12 protein-coding genes and 1 pseudogene are annotated in these 20,839 nt (G+C 32.2%); all 13 read left to right on the forward strand.

What is annotated here, in order from left to right; all coding sequences use genetic code 11:
* Nucleotides 1-10 precede the first annotated feature (10 nt).
* Nucleotides 11-2,539, forward strand: coding sequence for a glycoside hydrolase family 2 TIM barrel-domain containing protein (locus tag ACWYN7_RS04030; protein WP_462858563.1), 2,529 nt, complete (start codon nt 11-13; stop codon nt 2,537-2,539).
* A gap of 61 nt (nt 2,540-2,600) precedes the next feature.
* Nucleotides 2,601-4,247 carry an apiosidase-like domain-containing protein gene (locus tag ACWYN7_RS04035; protein WP_462858564.1) on the forward strand — a complete coding sequence of 549 codons (1,647 nt, stop codon included), beginning with the start codon at nt 2,601-2,603 and terminating at the stop codon, nt 4,245-4,247.
* Between the two features lie 45 nt (nt 4,248-4,292).
* On the forward strand, nt 4,293-5,831 hold the full coding sequence (locus ACWYN7_RS04040; protein WP_462858565.1) for a sulfatase family protein: 1,539 nt from the start codon (nt 4,293-4,295) through the stop codon (nt 5,829-5,831).
* A gap of 40 nt (nt 5,832-5,871) precedes the next feature.
* Nucleotides 5,872-8,253 carry a glycoside hydrolase family 3 N-terminal domain-containing protein gene (locus ACWYN7_RS04045; protein ID WP_462858566.1) on the forward strand — a complete coding sequence of 794 codons (2,382 nt, stop codon included), beginning with the start codon at nt 5,872-5,874 and terminating at the stop codon, nt 8,251-8,253.
* A gap of 12 nt (nt 8,254-8,265) precedes the next feature.
* Nucleotides 8,266-9,672 carry a sulfatase gene (locus tag ACWYN7_RS04050; RefSeq protein WP_462858567.1) on the forward strand — a complete coding sequence of 469 codons (1,407 nt, stop codon included), beginning with the start codon at nt 8,266-8,268 and terminating at the stop codon, nt 9,670-9,672.
* Nucleotides 9,673-9,681: 9 nt separating this feature from the next.
* On the forward strand, nt 9,682-11,061 hold the full coding sequence (locus ACWYN7_RS04055; protein ID WP_462858568.1) for a family 43 glycosylhydrolase: 1,380 nt from the start codon (nt 9,682-9,684) through the stop codon (nt 11,059-11,061).
* A 72-nt stretch (nt 11,062-11,133) separates the two neighbouring features.
* Nucleotides 11,134-11,316: pseudogene (locus tag ACWYN7_RS04060) on the forward strand (carbohydrate-binding protein); the annotation flags it as partial.
* A 222-nt stretch (nt 11,317-11,538) separates the two neighbouring features.
* On the forward strand, nt 11,539-13,365 hold the full coding sequence (locus tag ACWYN7_RS04065; RefSeq protein WP_462858569.1) for a sulfatase-like hydrolase/transferase: 1,827 nt from the start codon (nt 11,539-11,541) through the stop codon (nt 13,363-13,365).
* 33 nt (nt 13,366-13,398) lie between these two features.
* A complete protein-coding gene (locus ACWYN7_RS04070; RefSeq protein WP_462858570.1) occupies nt 13,399-13,752 on the forward strand; it encodes an alpha-L-fucosidase in 354 nt (117 codons plus the stop codon).
* Nucleotides 13,753-13,764: 12 nt separating this feature from the next.
* Nucleotides 13,765-15,534, forward strand: coding sequence for an alkaline phosphatase D family protein (locus ACWYN7_RS04075; protein ID WP_462858571.1), 1,770 nt, complete (start codon nt 13,765-13,767; stop codon nt 15,532-15,534).
* Nucleotides 15,535-15,544: 10 nt separating this feature from the next.
* Nucleotides 15,545-16,819 carry a LamG domain-containing protein gene (locus ACWYN7_RS04080; protein ID WP_462858572.1) on the forward strand — a complete coding sequence of 425 codons (1,275 nt, stop codon included), beginning with the start codon at nt 15,545-15,547 and terminating at the stop codon, nt 16,817-16,819.
* A 14-nt stretch (nt 16,820-16,833) separates the two neighbouring features.
* Nucleotides 16,834-18,621: an arylsulfatase gene (locus ACWYN7_RS04085; protein ID WP_462858573.1), complete on the forward strand. Its 1,788-nt coding sequence runs from the start codon at nt 16,834-16,836 to the stop codon at nt 18,619-18,621.
* 14 nt (nt 18,622-18,635) lie between these two features.
* Nucleotides 18,636-20,831 carry a glycoside hydrolase family 3 C-terminal domain-containing protein gene (locus tag ACWYN7_RS04090; RefSeq protein ID WP_462858574.1) on the forward strand — a complete coding sequence of 732 codons (2,196 nt, stop codon included), beginning with the start codon at nt 18,636-18,638 and terminating at the stop codon, nt 20,829-20,831.
* Nucleotides 20,832-20,839 lie beyond the last annotated feature (8 nt).

A 20,839-nucleotide genomic window follows, 5' to 3' on the forward strand; every position in this document is an offset into this window, starting at 1 on the left:
CCATAAATAAATGCAATTTATAATGAACAAACGATTTAGTTTTTTAGCAACCATTTTTATACTACTATTAGGTGTTCTTAACTCAGTAGCTCAAGAGAGAGAAACCGATTTTAATTTCAATTGGAAATTTTCTTTAGTAGAAGATACAAAAAAACCATCAAAATTACCTTTAGATGATGCCAAATGGAGAAACATTCGCTTACCTCATGATTGGAGTATAGAAGCTAAATTTGATGAAAAACTAGAAGGAGCAACAGGATATTTACCTGGTGGAGTAGGTATTTATCAAAAACATTTTACTACACCTGCTAACACAAAAAGTAAAAGTGTTTATGTGTTGTTTGATGGTGTGTATAACAACGCAACATTTTGGTTAAATGGTAAATTATTAGGCGAAAATCCTTATGGATATTCTCCAACCTATTTCGATTTAACAAAACACTTAAAAACAGACGGATCTAAAAATACCTTAACAGTGCACGTAGATCATTCTAGATATGTAGACAGTCGTTGGTATTCAGGAAGTGGAATTTACAGAAATGTAAAATTAATTACTGTAGATAAGTTGCATATTCCTATTTGGGGAACTTTTGTAACAACTCCAGAAATTACATCAAACAAAGCTTTAGTTAATGTTCAAGTTAAAGTTGCCAATCAAAATAAAAGCAGTGCCTCATTTGTTTTAAAAACAAAAATTGTAGACAATAAAGGCAATATAGCTGCTGAGGTTGCAAACGATCAAAAAATAAAAAGTAAAAAAGAGTTAATTTTTAATCAAAAATTAGAAGTTAATAATCCGAAACTTTGGCATATTGCAAAACCAAATATGTACACTGCAATTACAACGATCACCAAAAAAGGAAAGATTGTAGATACGTATACAACTCCATTCGGAATTCGTTCTATTAAACACGATAAAGAACAAGGTTTCTTTTTAAACGGAGAATCTGTTTTTGTAAAAGGAGTTTGTATTCATCATGATGCAGGTTTGGTAGGAGCTGCAGTACCAAAAGGAGTTTGGAAACGTCGTTTGCAAAATTTAAGAGATGCTGGTGTAAATGCAATTCGTACATCTCACAATCCTTTTTCGCAAGAATTTTACGATTTATGTGATGAAATGGGCTTCTTAGTACAAGCAGAAATTTTTGATGAATTCGATAATCCAAAAGACAAAAGAGAAAATCTTCATGAAAAACACGACGATTATTTTTCTAGAGGATATACAGAGCATTTTCAAAAATGGGGTAAAAGCGATTTAACACGCTCTATTTTAAGAGATAGAAATCATCCTTCAATTTTTGAATGGAGTATAGGTAACGAAATAGAATGGACCTACAAAGACTACAAACACGTAAGTGGTCTGTGGGATGAAGGTGCACCAAATTACTGGAATAGAATTCCAAATATTTCTGCAAAAGAAATGCAAGAGCGTTATAAAAACTTACCAGACAGAAAATACAAATTAGCAGAAACTTCAAAGAGATTAGTAGATTGGGTAAAAGACTTAGATACATCAAGACCAGTTACTGCAAATTTAATTATCCCTGTAGCAAGTTTAGCTTCTGGCTATGCACAAAATTTAGATATTGTTGGGTTTAGTTATCAAATTAACCAATATAACTGGAGTAAAAAGTATTATCCAGAAATTCATTTTACAGGGAATGAAAATGCGGGTGCTTGGCAAGAATGGAATTCAATAATCGAAGATCCAATGATTTACAGTATGTATATGTGGACAGGGATAGATTATTTAGGAGAAGCCAATAAAAAATGGCCACAAAAAGGTTGGGATGGAGATATTCTTGATTTTGCAGGATTTAAAAAAGCAGGTTTCGATCACTTTAAAAGTATTTGGGTAAACAAACCTCATATTGCCATTGGTACTTATAAAATAGAAGACACAGCAATAATCGATTCTTTAAGTGGGCAAGTAAACCTTAGTAAAGGTCAGTTGAATTGGAACAATAGCAAGGCTCAAAAAAGCTGGAATTATAAAAAGGGCGAAATGATTATGGTAGAAATACCTACAAACTTGCACAAAGTAGAATTGTTCTTAAATGGTAAAACTTTAGGATATAGATCTTTAAGTCAAAGTCCTGATCGAATTTTAAGATGGGCAGTACCTTATCAAGAAGGTGTGTTAACTGCAAAAGGTGGTTTTGATGGGCAAGAACAAGAGGTTATTTTAAAAACCACTACAAAACCTATAGGTATAAAATTAACGGTAGATAAAACAGTTTTAAGCGCAGATGGTTACGATGTTGCACATGTAATTGCACAACTTATAGACAAAGATGGCAATGAAATAACTTGTAATGATGAGGCAAAAATTTCTTTTTCTATTGATGGTAATATCAGAGTTTTAGGCATAGATAATGGATCGAAATCTAGTGTACAAGATTACAGCGCAAAAAGTGTGGTAACTAATAATGGTAAGGCATTATTGTTATTGCAATCATTAAAACAAAAAGGGATAGTAACCGTAAAATTTACAGGAGAAGGATTAAAAGGAGATTCTATTTTAATAAATGTAGAGTAAGCAAATCTTTGGTTTAAGTAGTAAAGCAATTATAATTAACTAGAAAAATTTACATCAACAAATGAATAAAAAAACAGCAATTTTCTTAGGCTTATTATTAGGTATTACTACGTGTTTTTCTCAAATTAAAATTTGGGATAATCCAAAGAGAAACACAACCATAACAACAGAACAATGGCAAGTAAACGATATTGTATACAGGGTTAAAAAAACTGTTGATGATCCTTTAAACCAAGAAGTTTTTGCAATTGTTACTGGTAATAATGGTGATCAAAAAATACCATTGTTTTATAATGGTGATAAAAAATGGGTTTTTCGATATTCAGGAAATGAAACTGGCGAAAAAAGCTTTGTATTAAAAACTGAAATCAAAGAATTAAATGGTAAAAAAGGTAAAATTGTAGTTACCAAAAATCAAAAAGAAAACAGACATGGAGGTATTGTTTTAAAAGAAGATAATCCTCAGCATTTCTTTTATCAAGATGGTTCGCATTACTTTAATTTGGCTTTTGAGTGCGATTGGTTATTTGCTTTAGATTATGGACAAAAAGAGATTCCGAAAACCAAACATTTGCTATCTAAAATAGCAGAAAACGGTTTTAATCAAATTGTAATGAATGTTTATTCTTATGATGTAAAATGGCAAAAAGATGAGAAATTAAAAGAACATCCAGAGCATGAATATGGAGGTAGAGAAGATATTTTTCCGTTTTTAGGTTCCAATTCAAAACCAGATTTTAGTACTTTAAATATTGAGTTCTTTCAACATTTTGATAAAGTTATTGCAGAAATGCACGATCAAGAAATTGTAAGTCATTTAATGATTTACGTTTGGAACAAACTCGTTTCTTGGCCAGAAATGCAATCTGATGCAGATAATTTGTATTACGATTATGTGGTTAAAAGATATCAAGCCTTTCCAAATATCATTTGGGATGTTTCTAAAGAAGCCTTGTTTTATGGTAGAGCAACATCAGAATATATTGCAGAAAGAATAGACAGAACAAGAAAATTAGATGCTTACAATCGTTTAGTTTCTGTACATGATTATGGTTTTTGTAAAAAAAATCCGAAAAAAGTAGATTTTATTTCGATGCAAAATTGGCAACATACCTTGTATCAAAATATGTTAAAAGCGCAGAAAGATTTTCCTAAAAAACCAATTTTTAATATCGAACATGGTGGGTATGAAAAAGCACCTTATGTTGTGTTTCCTGGTGCTTATACAGATGCAGAAGCTTGTTTAAGAAGAAATTACATGTGTTTGTTTGCTGGTGGTTACACCACTTATTATTGGCAAGCAGCTTCTTGGAATGTTATTATTCATAATCCTTTTGAGCAACCTAAAGAGTTTATCAAACCGAAGTTTGAGTATTTTAAAAACATGAAAAAGTTGTTTACAGATTATAATTTCGAAAATTTTAAACCTATTGAGTGGTTTAATGGTAATGGCTATAATTTAACCAATGAGAAAGATGGAGTAGTTATGGTTTACGCACCAAAAGAAAATAATTGGGTAGGTATTGTACAAGGATTAAAAAAGAAATTCGATTTTTCAGAAGCTAAAGAAGTTTGGTTCAATACCCTTACTGGAGAATATACTGAAGAAGAAGATTTTGAAAAAAAAGCATATAATTTTTGGAAAAAAAGGCCTTGGCATTTAGAGGCAGATGCCATCAGAATTGTTAAGAATTTAAAATTAAAGTAAAACCAAATTCAGATTTCTAAATCATAATTAATAATCTATTAAAAAATGAAAAACATCTTAAACTATTTATTGCTAATCACAATAGCATTTGCAGCATGTAAAGAAACCCAAAAAACGGATAAAAAAGAAGAGGTTAAAAAGCCGAATGTTGTAGTCATTTATTTAGATGATTTGGGTTATGGAGATTTAAGTGCGTATGGTGCAACAGAAATAAATACACCAAATATAGATGTTTTGGCCAATGAAGGTATAAAGTTTACAAACGGTTATGCAACTTCTGCAACGTGTACTCCAAGTAGATATGCCTTGTTAACAGGTGTATATCCTTGGCGAAATGAAAAAGCTAGAATATTACCTGGTTCTGCGCCTTTAATAATTTCTACTGCGCAAGAAACCTTACCTAAAATATTTAAAAAAGCAGGTTACCAAACAAGTATTGTGGGTAAATGGCACTTAGGTTTAGGTTCTGGAAATGTAGATTGGAATGCACATATTACTCCAGGGCCAAACGAATTAGGTTTCGATGATGCCTATATTTTAGCAGCCACTCAAGATCGTGTACCAACTGTGTATATAGATAATGGTTATGTAGATGGTTTAGATCCAAAAGACCCAATTTCTGTAAGTTACAAAAAGAATTTTGAAGGCGAACCAACAGGAAAAGACAATCCTGAATTAACTTCTATGAAATGGCATCATGGACACAACAATAGCATTGTAAACGGAATACCTAGAATAGGTTTTATGAAAGGTGGTGAAGCTGCAAAATGGTCTGATGTAGATATGGCAGATCACTTTTTAAAGAAAGCACAAAACTATGTAAAAAGCCATAAAGACAAACCTTTCTTTTTATACTACGCGCTACAACAACCTCATGTACCAAGAACTCCACACCCACGTTTTGTAGGTAAATCTGGAATGGGCCCTAGAGGTGATGTTATTTTAGAAGCCGATTTTATGATTGGCGAGTTTATGAAAACCTTAAAGGAAGAAGGTATTTTAGAAAATACATTAATTGTTTTTTCTAGTGATAATGGTCCAGTTTTACAAGATGGTTATTATGATGATGCCATCGAAAAATTAGGGAAACATACACCAGCAGGTAAATTAAGAGGAGGTAAATATAGTTTGTTTGATGCTGGTACAAGAGTACCTTTTATGACTTATTGGAAAGGAACAATTCAGCCAGGCGTTTCAGATGCTTTGGTTTGTCAAATAGATTTATTGGCTTCTTTAGCAGATTTAATAGATGTAAATGCCGATAAAACAGATAGCCAAAATATGTTGGATGAGTTTTTAGGGAAAAGTAAAAAAGGACGAGATAATATTGTGTTAGAAGCCAATTCTAAAACGGCATTTAGAGCTGGAGATTGGGCTATGATTCCACCTTATAAAGGGAGTCCTATGAGTTGGAAATCTATGGTAGAATCTGGTATTTTAGATAAATTTCAATTGTATAATTTAAAGGATGATGCAGGTCAGACAAATAATTTGGCAGAAAAACACCCAGAAAAAGTAAAAGAATTATTAGCTGAATTCGAAGAAATTAGAGGTAAAAATTATTCGAACATCAATAAAAAATAAGCTTTTACAGGTTGATTTTTTTAAATAAATAAAAGGATAAATGAAAATTTTAAAAATAGCTTTTTGTATTGTATTTATTTGTTTATCAGCTTGTAAATCTCAAAATAATACCACAGAAGTATTTGCAGAAACACCAGCATTTTCATCACCAGAAATAGATGCAAAAGTTGATGGTTTAATGGCTACAATGACATTAGATGAAAAAATAGCCCAAATCACAGGAACTCGAATTCGAGAATTGATGGTTGATGGAAAACTATCATCAGAAAAAATGGATGAACATCTTGCTAATGGAATTGGTCATTTTTGTCAGTTTTCTACAGGTCAAGCTTTAAATCCAGAAGAGTTAAGGGATTTAGTTCGAGAAATTCAAGACTATTTAACAACCAAAACCCGACTTAAAATTCCCGCAATTTTTCACGAAGAAGCTATTACAGGTTTTGCAACTCAAGGAGCCACAACTTTTCCACAACAAATTGGTATTGGTTGCACTTGGAATCCTGAATTGGTAGAAAGAAATACCACATCAACCAGAAAAAATATGAGAGCTGCTGGTGCTACTTTTGCTTTATCACCAATGTTAGATTTAAGTAGAACAGCACATTGGAATCGTCATCAAGAAAGTTATGGAGAAGATGCGTATTTAACTTCTAGAATGGGGGTTGCTTTTGTAAAGGGTTTACAAGGCGATGATTTTAAAACAGGAGTGGCAGCCACCGTAAAACATTTTGCGGGTTATGGTACCAAGAATAATTCTGAAAAGATTTTATACGAAGAATATTTAATGCCTCACGAAGCTTGTATTAAAGTAGCTGGAGCAAAAAGTGTAATGCCTTCTTACGGAACCTATAAATCTTTACCAATTTCTGTAAATCCAACGATGTTAGACAGAATGTTGCGTAGAGAAATTGGTTTTGATGGTTTGGTTGTAAGCGATTATGGTGCCATTAATATGGTAAATAGAAAGTACAAACAAGCACCAGATGTTATGACTGCAGGAGCAATGGCAATCAATGCAGGTGTAGATATTGAGTTGTCTTCACCAATAGCTTATCCACAATTTAAAGAAGCTATAAAAAAAGGTTTGGTTACTGAAGAGGTAATCAATACTTCAGTAAAAAGATCTTTAATTATGAAGGCTAAATTAGGTTTGTTGGATGAAAATCCGCAAATAGGAAAAGATGGAGCCTTAGATTTTGATCCGCCAGAAAATAGAAAATTAGCCTATGAAGCAGCTGCACAATCTATTGTTTTATTAAAAAATAATGGAATTTTACCTTTAAAAGATGATGTAAAAAAAATTGCTTTAGTTGGGCCAAATTCAGCAACAACTCAAGGATTATTAGGCGATTATACTTATCAAGCAATGAGAGCTTTTTGGAAAAGTGAAGAATATGATCCTTTAAATCCAAAATTGGTTACTTTAAAAGAAGGTTTAGAAAAGGCTTTGGGTAATAATGTTGATATTCAACACGAACGTGGTTGCGATTGGAGTGCAACTCTAGAGGCTAAAATTGATAAAAGTGGTTTTGGTGATGATAGATTAGGAAGATTAAAATTATTAACCGTAAAAGGATTAGCACAACCCAATTTAGAAAACGCAGTTAAAATAGCCAATAAAAGCGATGTAATTATTGCAGCAATGGGCGAAAATATTTCCTTAAATGGAGAAGGAAGAAGTAGAAAAGGAATTGGTTTACCTGGAGATCAAGAAGCGTTTGTAGAAAAAATGTTAGCTACAGGAAAGCCAGTAATTTTAGTTTTATTTGGAGGTAGACAACAAGTAATTGATAAGTTAGAAGGCAGATGTGCTGCTATTGTAAACGCTTGGTTTCCTGGTGAAGAAGGTGGTAATGCTGTTGCAGATATTTTAATAGGTAAAGTAAATCCGTCTGCAAAATTATGTGTAACCTATCCTAATTCTCAAATTAGAGAAGAAGTCAATTATCAAAATGGTTATAACAAAAGTAATCCACCTTTATATCCTTTTGGCTATGGGTTATCTTACACAAATTATGAGTATTCAAATGTAGAAATGCCATCAGAAACAAATATTGCTGGCAATCGATTTTCTGTTTCTTTAGATTTAAAAAATACGGGTAAAGTAGACGGAACAGAAATTGTACAACTATACGTTTCTCCTGTGGATAAAACTACAACAATGAAAGCCATTCAGTTAAAAGGTTTTCAAAGAGTTGATTTAAAATCTGGAGAAAAGAAAAAGGTGATTTTTAATGTTTCTCCACAACAATTGGTGCAGTATAAAAACAATCAATGGATTGTAGAAGCTGGTAAATATGAGTTTAAAATAGGAGCTTCCTCTACAGATATTCGTCAAAAAGGAATCATAGAATTTAAAGGAGATCATTTAATCTTAGAAAAAGGAAGACAAGTTTTCTTTTCTGAAAATGAAATTCAATAAAACAAAATGAAAATGGGCTTCAAAATATGTTTTGTTAAACTCTTTATATTCACTCTTTTTTGTTTTAGTATTCAAAATTTATCATCTCAAAAAAAGAACATCATTTTTCTTTTTGCAGATGATGCAGGTTATAACGATTTTGGTTTTCAAGGAGGTAAATATTTTGATACTCCTAATTTAGATAAACTAGCCAAAGAAGGTATGGTTTTTAAAGAAGCCTATACTACTGCAGCAGTTTGTGGGCCATCAAGAGCGGGTTTGTTAACAGGAATCTATCAACAAAAATTTGGTATCGAAGAAAATAATGTGCCTGGTTATATGAGTAAATCTTCTAAGTTGTTAGGTGATGAAATGGGACTTCCTTTACACTTAAAAACAATTGGAGATTATTTAAAACCTCAAGGCTATAAGTCTGTTGTTTTTGGGAAATGGCATTTAGGAAATGCAGATAAATACCATCCTTTAAAAAGAGGTTTTGATGAATTTTATGGTTTTAGAGGAGGAGCAAGAAATTTCTTTGAATTAACTGAAAAGCAACAACAGAAAAAACCTGAAGACAGATGGGAGCATAATTTTGGAAACTATAAAGAACCAAAAAAATACCTAACAGATGCAATTGCAGATGAGGCTTGCAATTTTATGGAAAGGAATAAAAACAATCCATTTTTTATGTACGTTTCTTTTAATGCGGTTCATGCACCTTTACAAGCCACCAAAGAAGATTTAGAAAAAGTAAAACATCTTAAAGGAAAACGTAAAATATTAGCAGCAATGACCATTGCTTTAGATCGTGCTTGTGGTCAAATTTTAACCAAATTAAAAGCATTGGGACTAGAAGAAAATACAATGATTGTTTTTTCTAATGATAATGGTGGTCCTGATGGAACAAACAGCTCCAATTATCCTTTAAGTGGATGTAAATCCAACCATCTAGAAGGTGGAATTCGAGTGCCTTGTATTATAAAATTACCAAATGTAATTAAAGCAGGTGCTACTTATACAAAACCAATAAGTATGTTAGATATGTTGCCTACTTTTTTAAATATTTCTGGAGGTAATGCTACTCAATTTAAAGAGTTAGATGGTGTAGATTTAATGCCTTTTATCACTGGTAAAAAGAAAGATAATCCACACGAAGTTTTATTCTGGAAAAAAGAAAATAGAGGTGTTGTAAGAAAAGGCGATTGGAAATTATTGCGTTATCCAGACAGACCTGCAGAATTGTATAACATAAAAGAAGACATTTCAGAAAGCAATAATTTGGCTTATAAATACCCAGAAAAAGTAAGAGAATTGTTTAAAATTCTATGGAATTGGGAAAGCGAATTAGAGCGTCCTCTTTGGCAATTAAAACGTGTTTACGAAGTAAATGCAATGCAAAGAATGGATGATAAAAGAAATCCAATAATTGACAAATAATAAATTAAAATGAAACACTATAAACAACTCTTTTTTACCTTTTTGTGTTTAGTAATTATTTCTTGCGATAACAAACAAACCCAAAACAAACAAGTTAAAAGTAAAGAACATCAAGCCATTAGTGTAGATGTAATTGTACCAGAACATGGAATGGCAGACCCACATGCTTGGGTAGAAAATGATAGAGTGTATATCATTTGTGGTCATGATAAATCTTGGAACCCAACTTCTTCTTTTCCAATGGATAGATGGGAAGTTTGGTCTACAGCAGATTTAGTCAATTGGGAACATCACAGAAACATTTATCCAAAAGATACTTATATAGGAGACCAACCCAATTGTTGGGCTGGTGATGTTGTAGAAAGAGATGGTAAATATTATTGGTTTTTTTCGAACAGAAATATAAATACTGGAGTAATGGTTGCAGATTCTATTACTGGCGAGTATAAAGATTTGTTAGGTAAACCCTTATTACCAAAAGGCATTGTACCTGTGCATCCTTATGATCCTGAAATTTTTATCGAGGATGATGTGTACACAATCAGCTTTGGTTCAGGAACTTATTATATGGCAACTTTGGCAAAAGATATGAAGTCTTTAACCACTGAACCTAAACCAGTTTTAGTTTTAGATAAAGATGGGAAAAAAATGGGTGTTGGAGATAAATCAACTTTATTTAAGAAAGATGGTTGGTATTATTTAGTTTGGGGAACCAAATATGCAATGTCAAAAAAACTCTATGGACCCTATGATTTTAAAGGTCCTTTTTTAAATGGAGGACACACCAGTTTTTTTGATTGGAAAGGTCAAAAATATGTTTTACAAGAAAATCATGATATTAGTGCATTTTACAGAGGAGCAAGCCTAAAACCTGTAAATTTTAATGAGGATGGAACAATCATTATTCCAAAAGAAGACAAATGGTATCCAGAACCTGGTAGACCTTTTGAGTTTAAAAATAGTACCATGGGTTGGCAAGCTATCCAAGGTACAACCTTAGCTTTTAAAAACGGAAAGTTAACTGGAAATTTATCAGAAAAAAAGGCAACTATTAGAAGCGCACCTTGGTTGTATACCAATACCAAATTATGTGATGAGGTAGAAATAAAAATCAAAAATAATAGTAATTCAGAAGAATTAAAACTGGCAATTTTTACAAGAAATGAAAAAGAAAAAAACTTCTGGGTAATAAAAACTGAACCAATAAATTGGTCTGCACAAGAATGGGTTTCCATTCCGATAAGTAAAAACGATTCAGATTTTAAAACGTATAAAATTAAACTTTCTGAGTTTTCTAACGTAAAAAATAGAATAATGCAAATAGCAGTACAACCTGCATCAAATGCAAATTCTGGTTCTTGGGAGTTGGATGAGATCATTATAAAATAGTAGTACAGAATTAGCAATAAGTCAATGTCTCTAAAATCTTTCAACTCAAGTTAAAGGGTTGTAGAAGTTCGATTAGATAGTTTAAAAGGAGAAAAAATTGCTGAAATAAACATCGAAAAACAAAGAGAAAATTCATTTTTTCAGATCGATAAAGCTCAGATTAAATCCACAACAGGAGTTCACGCCATTTATTTAATTTTTAAAGGAAATTTAGAAAAAACTAAGTTTAATATAGACTGTTTTACCTTTTACTAAAAACTAAACAATTCCACTTTTTGTAGTGCAAAATTAATTAGAATCTCTAAAAATACTATGTATTACTATTAAGAACATTTGGTTCCCTAATTTTATAATAGAAACTTTTTCTTTGGTTATCAATCCAAATTAAATTCGGCTGTCTGTATTTTATATGCTCTGTAAAAAGTTTAAAATAAATAAAAAGCAGTAGGTCTTTTAAGCATAATCTTAAACAAAATGATGAAAATAAATTTCGCTTTACTAATGCTTTTTTTAGCGCTATCAAAAATGATAAACGCACAAGAACAACAGCCTAATATTTTATATATTTTAACTGATGATCAAAGATATGATTCTGTAAAAACCTTTAATCAAGAAATTGATGGACAAGAAATGAGCGAATTAGGTTATATAGAATCACCAGAGGTGGATAAATTAGCTGCACAAGGAACAACGTTTATCAATACCTATGTGCAAGCAGCTGGTTGTGCTCCTTCACGTGCTGTAATTTTACAAGGGCGTTATACGTTTAGATCAGGAGTTTACGAGTTCGAATACCATAATAATAAAGCAGAACATATGAAACCTTCTTTGCCAGAACAAATGGCAGATTTAGGCTATCAAACATTTCATGTTGGTAAATTAGGCTATCGTTTAAAAGGATTACAACCCAATGGAAAAACGAAAGAACATAAAGTTTTTGAAACAGATATAAATTTTAGACCTCTAGGTAAAGAAGGTTTTACAGATTATTCTGGTGGTGGCTGGTGGAAAGAAGTTGAGGGTATAAAATACGATAAACCAATTACAGATATTAACTTTTTTGTAACAGAAGAAGGTAAGTTCGAGTATATTTCTGAACAATTAAATGCAGTTACAGACAAGTATAAAAACGTTGCTGAAGAAACTACTAAAAAGTACGATTTACTTAGACATTACAAAAAAGGGAAGAAAGAATCGATGTACAAAGGGATGATTATTTCTGGTGTAAGCCCTAGAAAAGCGGGTAAAACTAGAGATGGTTATTATGCGCATTTTTTAAATGAATATTTAATTAATGAGAATAAACCATTTAATGCTGGTAAATTAAATTTTAAGGGAGTAGATCCATCTAAACCAGTATTTGCGCATATTGGTTTCGATTTTCCGCACACACCAGTTTTGCCTCCAGCCGATTTTAGAGCTCGTTTTCAAAAACACAAATACAAAGTTCCTGAATTTAGCGATGCAGAATACGCATCTATGGCAAAACAAATGAAAAAACAAGTGGGTAGTAAACCCTCGCATCATTTTACAGACGAGCAAAAGCAAAAAATGATTCAAGATTATTATGCGTTTTGCGCTTATGGAGATCAATTAGTGGGTAAAGCTGCCAAAGATTTTATTGCATATAGCGAAAAACACAACCAACCTTGGATGATTATTTATGTTTGTGGAGATCATGGATGGAAATTAAATGAACATGGAGCAGTTTCTAAATTTACTCCATGGAAATGGGATACGCACAACCCAATGATTGTAGTTTCTTCAGATAAAAAGAAATTTCCTGCAGGTAAAGTAGTTAAAAGATTTACCGAGTTTGTAGACATTGCTCCAACAGCTTTAAGTGCTGCAGGTGCAGATTTAAAGACAGAAAAATATAACTATTTAGATGGCTTAGATTTGGCAGAAACTGTATCAGAAATAGCACCAAAAAGAGATTATATAATTGGCGAAAGTCATGCAGTTACTGGGCCAAGAGCATATATTAGAACTAAAGATTATGTGCTGTCTTTACAAACAAGACCTAATAAAAAAGAAGGCGAAAATATGGAGTGGGCACTTTCTGCTTCTTGGGAAGATTTAGATCCTGCGCTTTATGATCTTAAAAAAGATCCAAGAGAGGTAAATAATGTAGCTTTTGATAAGAAATACAAAAAAGTTGCTAAAAAAATGAAAGAGAAACTTTTAAATATTGTTTTGGGTGATAATCGAGTAGAAATTAATTGGGAAAGATGGGGAACAGGTACAAAAATTTACAGAAGTAATTTTGCGCCAGGTGCTCATGATTATAAGCTTAAATTGTAAATAGTTTTTCAAAAGATTTAAACTGAATTAAAAATGAAGTTTTACCCACTGTTATTTCTTTTTTTTATCACACAAATAGGTTTTTCACAAGAAAATTTTACACCAGAATGGAATAGCCTAAAGCTACATAATGCGGCTCCAGAATGGTTTTTAGATGCTAAATTAGGTGTTTATTTTCACTGGGGAGTTTATAATGTGCCTGCCAATGGAAATGAATGGTATGGAAGATGGATGTACACACCAGATAACACAAAATGGGGAAAAGATATTTACGATTATCACACAAAAACTTATGGTAGAGACAAACATTACCATGATTTTATCCCAGAATGGAAAGCACCAAAATATGCTGATGCAGCTATTGTTTATAAAATAGAAATTGATTAAAAAACAAAACCAATGAAAAATAAAATATTGTTAATTTTAACCTTTGTAGTAAGTATAAGTTATGGACAAAACCTTAAAAAACTTAAACAAAAAAATGGTGTTTGTTTTGCGATGTATACTGTTCATGAAAATATTTTAAAACTTACAGCACAACTTTATCCTGTTAAAAGTTACAATCCATTTAGAGCTACACTTCAAATAAAAGATGGTAATAAATGGAATACTGTTCAAGAATCTGATATCGAATATCCTGGTTATACAGCACATTTTAGAATAGAAAACTGGAACGATACTCAAGAAAAAGAATACAGAGTTGTGTATAAGGATGATAAATCTTATCAAGGTATCATCAGAAAAAATCCAAAGGATAAAGATGATATTGTAATGGCTGCATTTTCTTGTTGGTCTACACATTTACAACATGGTGGTGCAGGTGCAAAAGACATTGTAGATAATCTTAAAAAAATAAAACCAGATGTGTTGTTTTTCTCTGGAGACCAAGTATATAATCATAGTGATCATTATGGAAATTGGTTGTTGTTTGGAGAGGTTTTTGGCGATGTTATAAAAAATACACCAACAATTTGTATTCCAGATGATCATGATGTTGGTCAAGGAAACCTTTGGGGAAATGGAGGTAAAAAAATAGATTCTAGAGATGGGAATCAAGGGGGTTATTATATGCCAGTTTCTTATATCAAAGAAGTAGAAAGAGCACAAACCAGTCATTTACCAGATCCTTATGACCCTACACCAATAGAACAAGGAATTGGTGTTTATTATACAGATTTAACTTGGGGAGGCATCAGTTTTGCAATATTAGAAGATAGAAAATTTAAATCTGGTCCCAAAAGAGTTTTGCAAAATAAACGTTACCAAGATACCAGAGAAATGGATGTTTTTGGGGCTACAATTTTAGGCGATAGACAACTAAATTTTTTAGAAGATTGGACCACAAACTGGAAAGATGCAGAAATGAAAGCAGTGTTATCTCAAACCATTTTTACCAATTTAGCAACTCATTCACCAACCATTAATAAAAAACAAAAGTATAGCGTAGATTCTAATGGATGGCCACAATCTGGTAGAAATAAAGCTTTAACTGTCATCAGAAAAAGTTTTTCTTGTATGATTGCTGGCGATCAACATTTGGGTTCTGTAGTACATCATGGAATAGAAGATTACAATAATGCAGGCTATTCTTTTGCTGTACCAGCTGCTGCCAATTTTTGGATGCGTTGGTGGAACCCAGAAAATCCTGGAAAAAATAGAAATCCAAATTCGCCAAAATACACAGGTGAATATGAAGACGCTTTTCATAACAAAATTACAGTGCACGCTGTTGCAAACCCTACACATAAAGACAATAGTCCAAAAACGGATTTATTAAAAGGTAGAGCTGCAGGTTATGGAATTATAAAATTTAATAAGTCTGCAAGAGAAATTACGTACGAGTGTTGGGCAAGAAATGTAGACATTACAGATCCAAAAAGTAAGCAATATGAGGGTTGGCCAATAACCTTTAATCAAACAGATAATTTTACCATTCAAGAGGGTTTTGAGTTGCCAACTTTAAAAATTTCGAAAGCAAATCAAGTGGTTACTGTTAGAAATAATTATACAAAAGAAGTGGTTTCTTCTCTAAGGATAAAAGGCTCAGAATATCAACCAAAAGTGATGCAAAAAGGAGTTTTTACTATCGAAATAGGTGAAGGGAAAAACAAGCAATTCTTTTTTGATGTAGAAGCTGTAAAAAAGAATAAAAAAACCATAAATATTTAAAATCTAGATTATGAAAAATATTTTTGTAATACTTATTGTAAGTGTGGGAATTTCAACCCAAATGTTTGCTCAAACTGGGCCTCCAGAACCACCTATGGGTAAAAGATGGGTAATGAATCCAGATTTTTCTGATGAGTTTAATGGTACTGAATTAGATGCTACAAAATGGTTCGATTATCACCCAAAATGGAAAGGTAGAGAACCCGGAATTTTCTTACCATCACAGGTTTCTGTAAAAGATGGTTATTTACAAATAAAAGGAGAAAAATTAAAAAAAGATACCATTGTAAAGGCTTATGGTAGAGAGCTGGTTTTTAATATTGCTGGTGGTGCAGTTGTGTCTAAAGCTTCTGCTTTTTTAGGATATTATGAGTGCAGAATGAAAGCTGCAGCAACCACAATGTCTTCTACGTTTTGGTTTTCTACTGTTAAAAATTATGAGGGTCCAGAAGGCTGTGATAGATATGGTTTAGAGTGGGATATTCAAGAATGTATAGGTAGATCTGGAGATTTTGCTGGGAATTTTTTTGCAAACGGAATGAATTCTAATGGGCATTATTGGTACACAGATTGTAATAAAACAAAGCACGATTTAAAAGCGTCTAGCGTAAAAATTACCAATACAGAATTGGCGTCTAAAGATTTTCATACCTATGGTGGTTGGTGGAGAGACGAAAAATCTGCAAGTTATTATTATGATAATCGAGCTCCAAAACACATCAAATTTTATGATAAAAAAACAGACAAACCTTTCGATCAACCTATGAGAATGCGCTTGGTGTCTGAAACGTATCCTTTTCCTTGGATAGCATTACCAACGGACGAAGAATTGGCAGATCCAACAAAAAATACAGTGTATTACGATTGGGTAAGAGGTTATAAATTGGTAGATGTTAACGATGATAACGTAAATCAAGATTACGAAACCAATATAAAAATTTATAACGAAAGTGTCTATTTTCCTGTATTAGAAACCCAATTGGAGGGGTCAGAAAACAAAACTGTAAAAATTCCTTTAAGCTATAAAGCCAATCAAAAAAGAAAAATTGAAATTATGGTTTTTGAAACAACTGACAGAACTAAAATAAAATGGGGAAGAAAAGTAAATACCAAAATTATTGATGTTTTACCAGGTTATGGTAATATGCAAGTTGCTATAGATTTAAGTAAAAATTACTCAAAATCAATTGTTTATCGAGTTCAGGTTAAAATGTTCTCAACAGATTGGGATAAAAAAAGTAAAGAGAATTTAGACGAAAGTTCGATGTTTTTTACTATTCAATAAAATTTAATTTTTTAATGAGTTTTACTACTAAAATACTAATTCCGGCTGCTTTGCTTTTATTTTTTGGCGGATTAAATGCCCAAAATATAAAGCAAAAAAAACCGAATGTAATTCTAATTCTTACAGACGATCAAGGAATTGGCGATTTAGGAGCTCATGGAAATCCTTGGTTAAAAACACCAAATTTAGATGCTTTTTATAACGAAGCTGTGAGAATGACAGATTTTCACGTAAGTCCTTTGTGTACACCAACTAGAGCTGCAATTATGACTGGACAATATCCCATAAATAATGGTGCTTGGGCAACATTTAAGGGTAGAGATGCTTTGTCTAGAAATGCAAAAACAATGGCAAATGTATTTCAAGAAAATGGGTACAAAACAGCATTGTTTGGCAAATGGCATCTGGGTGATAATTACCCAACAAGACCTACAGATTTAGGCTTTGAAACCGCCATTCATCATTTGGCTGGTGGAATTGGAGAACTCTCTGATTATTGGGGGAATTCTTATTTTGATGATGTTTATTATGTCAATAACCAACCCAAACAATTTAAAGGATACTGCACAGATGTTTGGTTTCAAGAAACCATGAAATACATCGAAAAACAAAAAGACAATCCGTTTTTTGTTTATTTGCCATTAAATGCACCTCATGATCCTTTAATTGTGGCAGAAAAGTATGCAAAACCTTACAAACATTTAGAAGGCGATAAAATTATTGACGCCAATTTATATGGAATGATTGCCAATATTGATGAAAATTTTGGAAAGTTCTATCAATTTTTGGGTGATAAAAAACTCTTAGAGAATACCATTCTTATTTTTATGAGTGATAATGGAACTCGTTTTGGTTTTTCGAGAGATGGAAAACTAGGTTACAATAAAGGTTACAAAGGAATTAAAGGTAGCAAACAAGAAGGTGGCCATAGAGTACCATTTTTTATTCGTTGGCCAAATGGAAAAATCGAAGGCGGAAAAGACATTTCTACTTTAGCACAACATGTAGATTTACTTCCTACTTTGGCAAAATTGTGTAATTTATCACTTCCAAAAGACATGCTTTTAGATGGTATTGATTTTTCATCAATGGTAACCAATAACAAAAATAAAATACAAGAAAGAACGGCTTTTATTCACCATCGTCAAGATTGGAGGCAACCCAAAGATGTTTCTGAAACCTGTATTTTAAAAGACAATTGGCGATTATTAAATGGAAAAAAATTATACGATATTGAAAAAGATCCCAAGCAAAAAACTGATCTTGCTAGTCAGTATCCAGAAGTAGTTGCTGAATTATTGCATCAAAATAAACAATTTTTAAAACGGGTTAAAGAAAACTCAGAATACTACGAATTACCCGTAAGTGTTATTGGCAACAAAGCACAAAAAGAAATAAAATTAACCATACAACATGCCATTGGTGAAGATGCTGGGATTTGGAAACCTGAGCAAGTTGCTGCAGGAATCAAAAACAAAAACAACACACATGCTTTAGAAATTGAAAAAGCAGGAACTTACCAAATTTCTTGTAGAAGATGGCCAAAAGAATGTTCGGGTCCAATTTTAGGAATTCCTAGTGAAAATCCTAAGAATTTATATGATTATAAAACCATATCACCAGAAAAAGTTAGCCTACAAATTGCGAATCAAATGTTAGAAAAAGATATTCATCAAACAGACAAAGAAGTTGTTTTTACCGTAAATCTTGAAAAAGGAAAAACGTTTTTAGTAAACGATTTTATAGAAGGAAACAAAAAATATGGTGTGTATTACACCTACATTAAATATTTAGGAAATTAATAAATAAGATTAATATGGTATTAAAAAGAAGCATTGCATTTTTATACATTTTGGGGTTAAACCTTAGCTCATTTGCACAAGAAGTAGATTTTTCTTTTCAAGATAAAAATTTACCATTAGACAAAAGAGTAGAAATTTTGGTTTCTCAAATGACTTTGGATGAAAAAATAGCACAACTTAAAAACGGAGCACCAGCCATAGAAAGATTAAAAGTGCCAGATTACAATTGGTGGAATGAAGCTTTACACGGAGTTGCAAGAAATGGAAAAGCCACTATTTTTCCTCAAGGAATTGGTATTGGTGCCACTTTCGATCCAGAATTGGCAGAAAGAGTAGCTACAGCAATATCTACAGAAGCAAGAGCAAAATATAGCATTTCCCAAAAATATGGGAATCATAGTAAATATGCAGGTTTAACTTTTTGGACACCGAATGTAAATATTTTTAGAGATCCAAGATGGGGTAGAGGTCAAGAAACTTATGGAGAAGATCCATTTTTAACTAGTAAAATTGGTGTTGCTTTTGTAAAAGGGTTACAAGGTAATGATCCTGATTATTTAAAAAGTGCAGCTTGTGCAAAGCATTTTGCAGTGCATTCTGGTCCTGAATCTGTAAGGCACACTTTTAATGCTGTACCTACAAAACAAGATTTATACGAAACATATATGCCTGCTTTTGAAGCTTTGGTTACAGAAGCAAAAGTAGAAGGTGTAATGACGGCTTACAATGCTGTTTACGGAATTCCTGCTGGTGCAAGTAAATTTTTATTGCAAGATGTTTTAAAAGATAAATGGAATTTTGATGGTTATGTAACTTCAGATTGTGGTGCAGTTGGTGGTATTGTGTATAAAATGAAATACGCTAAAACTCCTGCAGAAGCTGCTGCTTTTGCCTTAGATGCTGGTATGAATTTGAATTGCGGAGGTACTTTTAAATTCTTAAAAAAAGCTGTAGAAGAAGGTTTAATCTCTGAAGAATTAATTCATGAACGTACCAAACAATTATTTAAAACACGTTTTAGATTAGGGATGTTCGATAAAGTTGATGATCATCATTATGCTAAAATTGGCCCAGAAAAGATCCACAGTAAAGAACACATAGCATTAGCAAGAGAAGCTGCTCAAAAATCAATTGTATTGTTAAAAAACAAAAATAATACACTGCCTTTGGCTAAAGATATAAAAGTGCCTTATGTTACTGGTCCTTTTGCAAATTCATCAGACATGTTAATGGGTAGTTATTATGGTGTAAGTCCTGGTATAGTTACAATTTTGGCTGGTATTACAGATAAAGTTTCTTTAAGTTCTTCTTTAAATTATAGAAGTGGAGCTTTGCCATTTCATAAAAATATCAACCCAAAAAATTGGGCTCCAAATGTGGCTGCAGAATCAGATGTTACCATTTGTGTTGTGGGTTTAACAGCAGACAGAGAAGGTGAAGAAGTAGATGCAATTGCAGCAGAAAATGTGGGTGATAAAGTAGATTTAAAGTTACCAGAAAACCAAGTGGATTATATAAAACAAATGGCAAAAGTTAAAAAAGACAAGCCTTTGGTTTTGGTAATTGCAAGCGGAAGTCCGGTTTCTTTAGAAGGAATAGAAGAACACTGTGATGCTATTTTGCAAATTTGGTATCCAGGAGAACAAGGTGGTAATGCTGTTGCAGATATTTTATTTGGTGATATTTCTCCTTCTGGAAAATTGCCAATTACGTTTCCTAAAAATGTGGCTCAATTACCTCCTTACGAAGATTATTCTATGAAAGGACGTACTTATAAATACATGACAGAAGAACCAATGTATCCTTTTGGTTTTGGATTAACTTATTCTAAAACAGAAATTAAAAATTTAAAATTAAGTGATACAAAATTAAAAAAGAACGAAACATTAGAGGTTTCTGTTGATGTTTCTAATACTGGAAATTACGATATAGAAGAGGTGTTACAATTGTATGTGAGCCCTTTAGAAAATAAAGACAATTTGCCTTTACAAAGTTTAAAAGCGTTTCAGAGAATTCAATTAAATAAAGGTACTTCTCAGAAAGTTACTTTTAACTTAAATGCAGAAGATTTAAAAGTTATTGATGCAAATGGCGAAAAAGTTTGGGCTAAAGGAAGTTATAAAATTATTGTTGGTAATTCATCACCAGGAATAAATAGTGAAAAATTAGGCGTAGCTAAACAACAAGAATCTACTATTGTGTTAAAGTAAATTTCGGT

It is taken from the genome of Polaribacter sp. M10 (assembly GCF_054968445.1).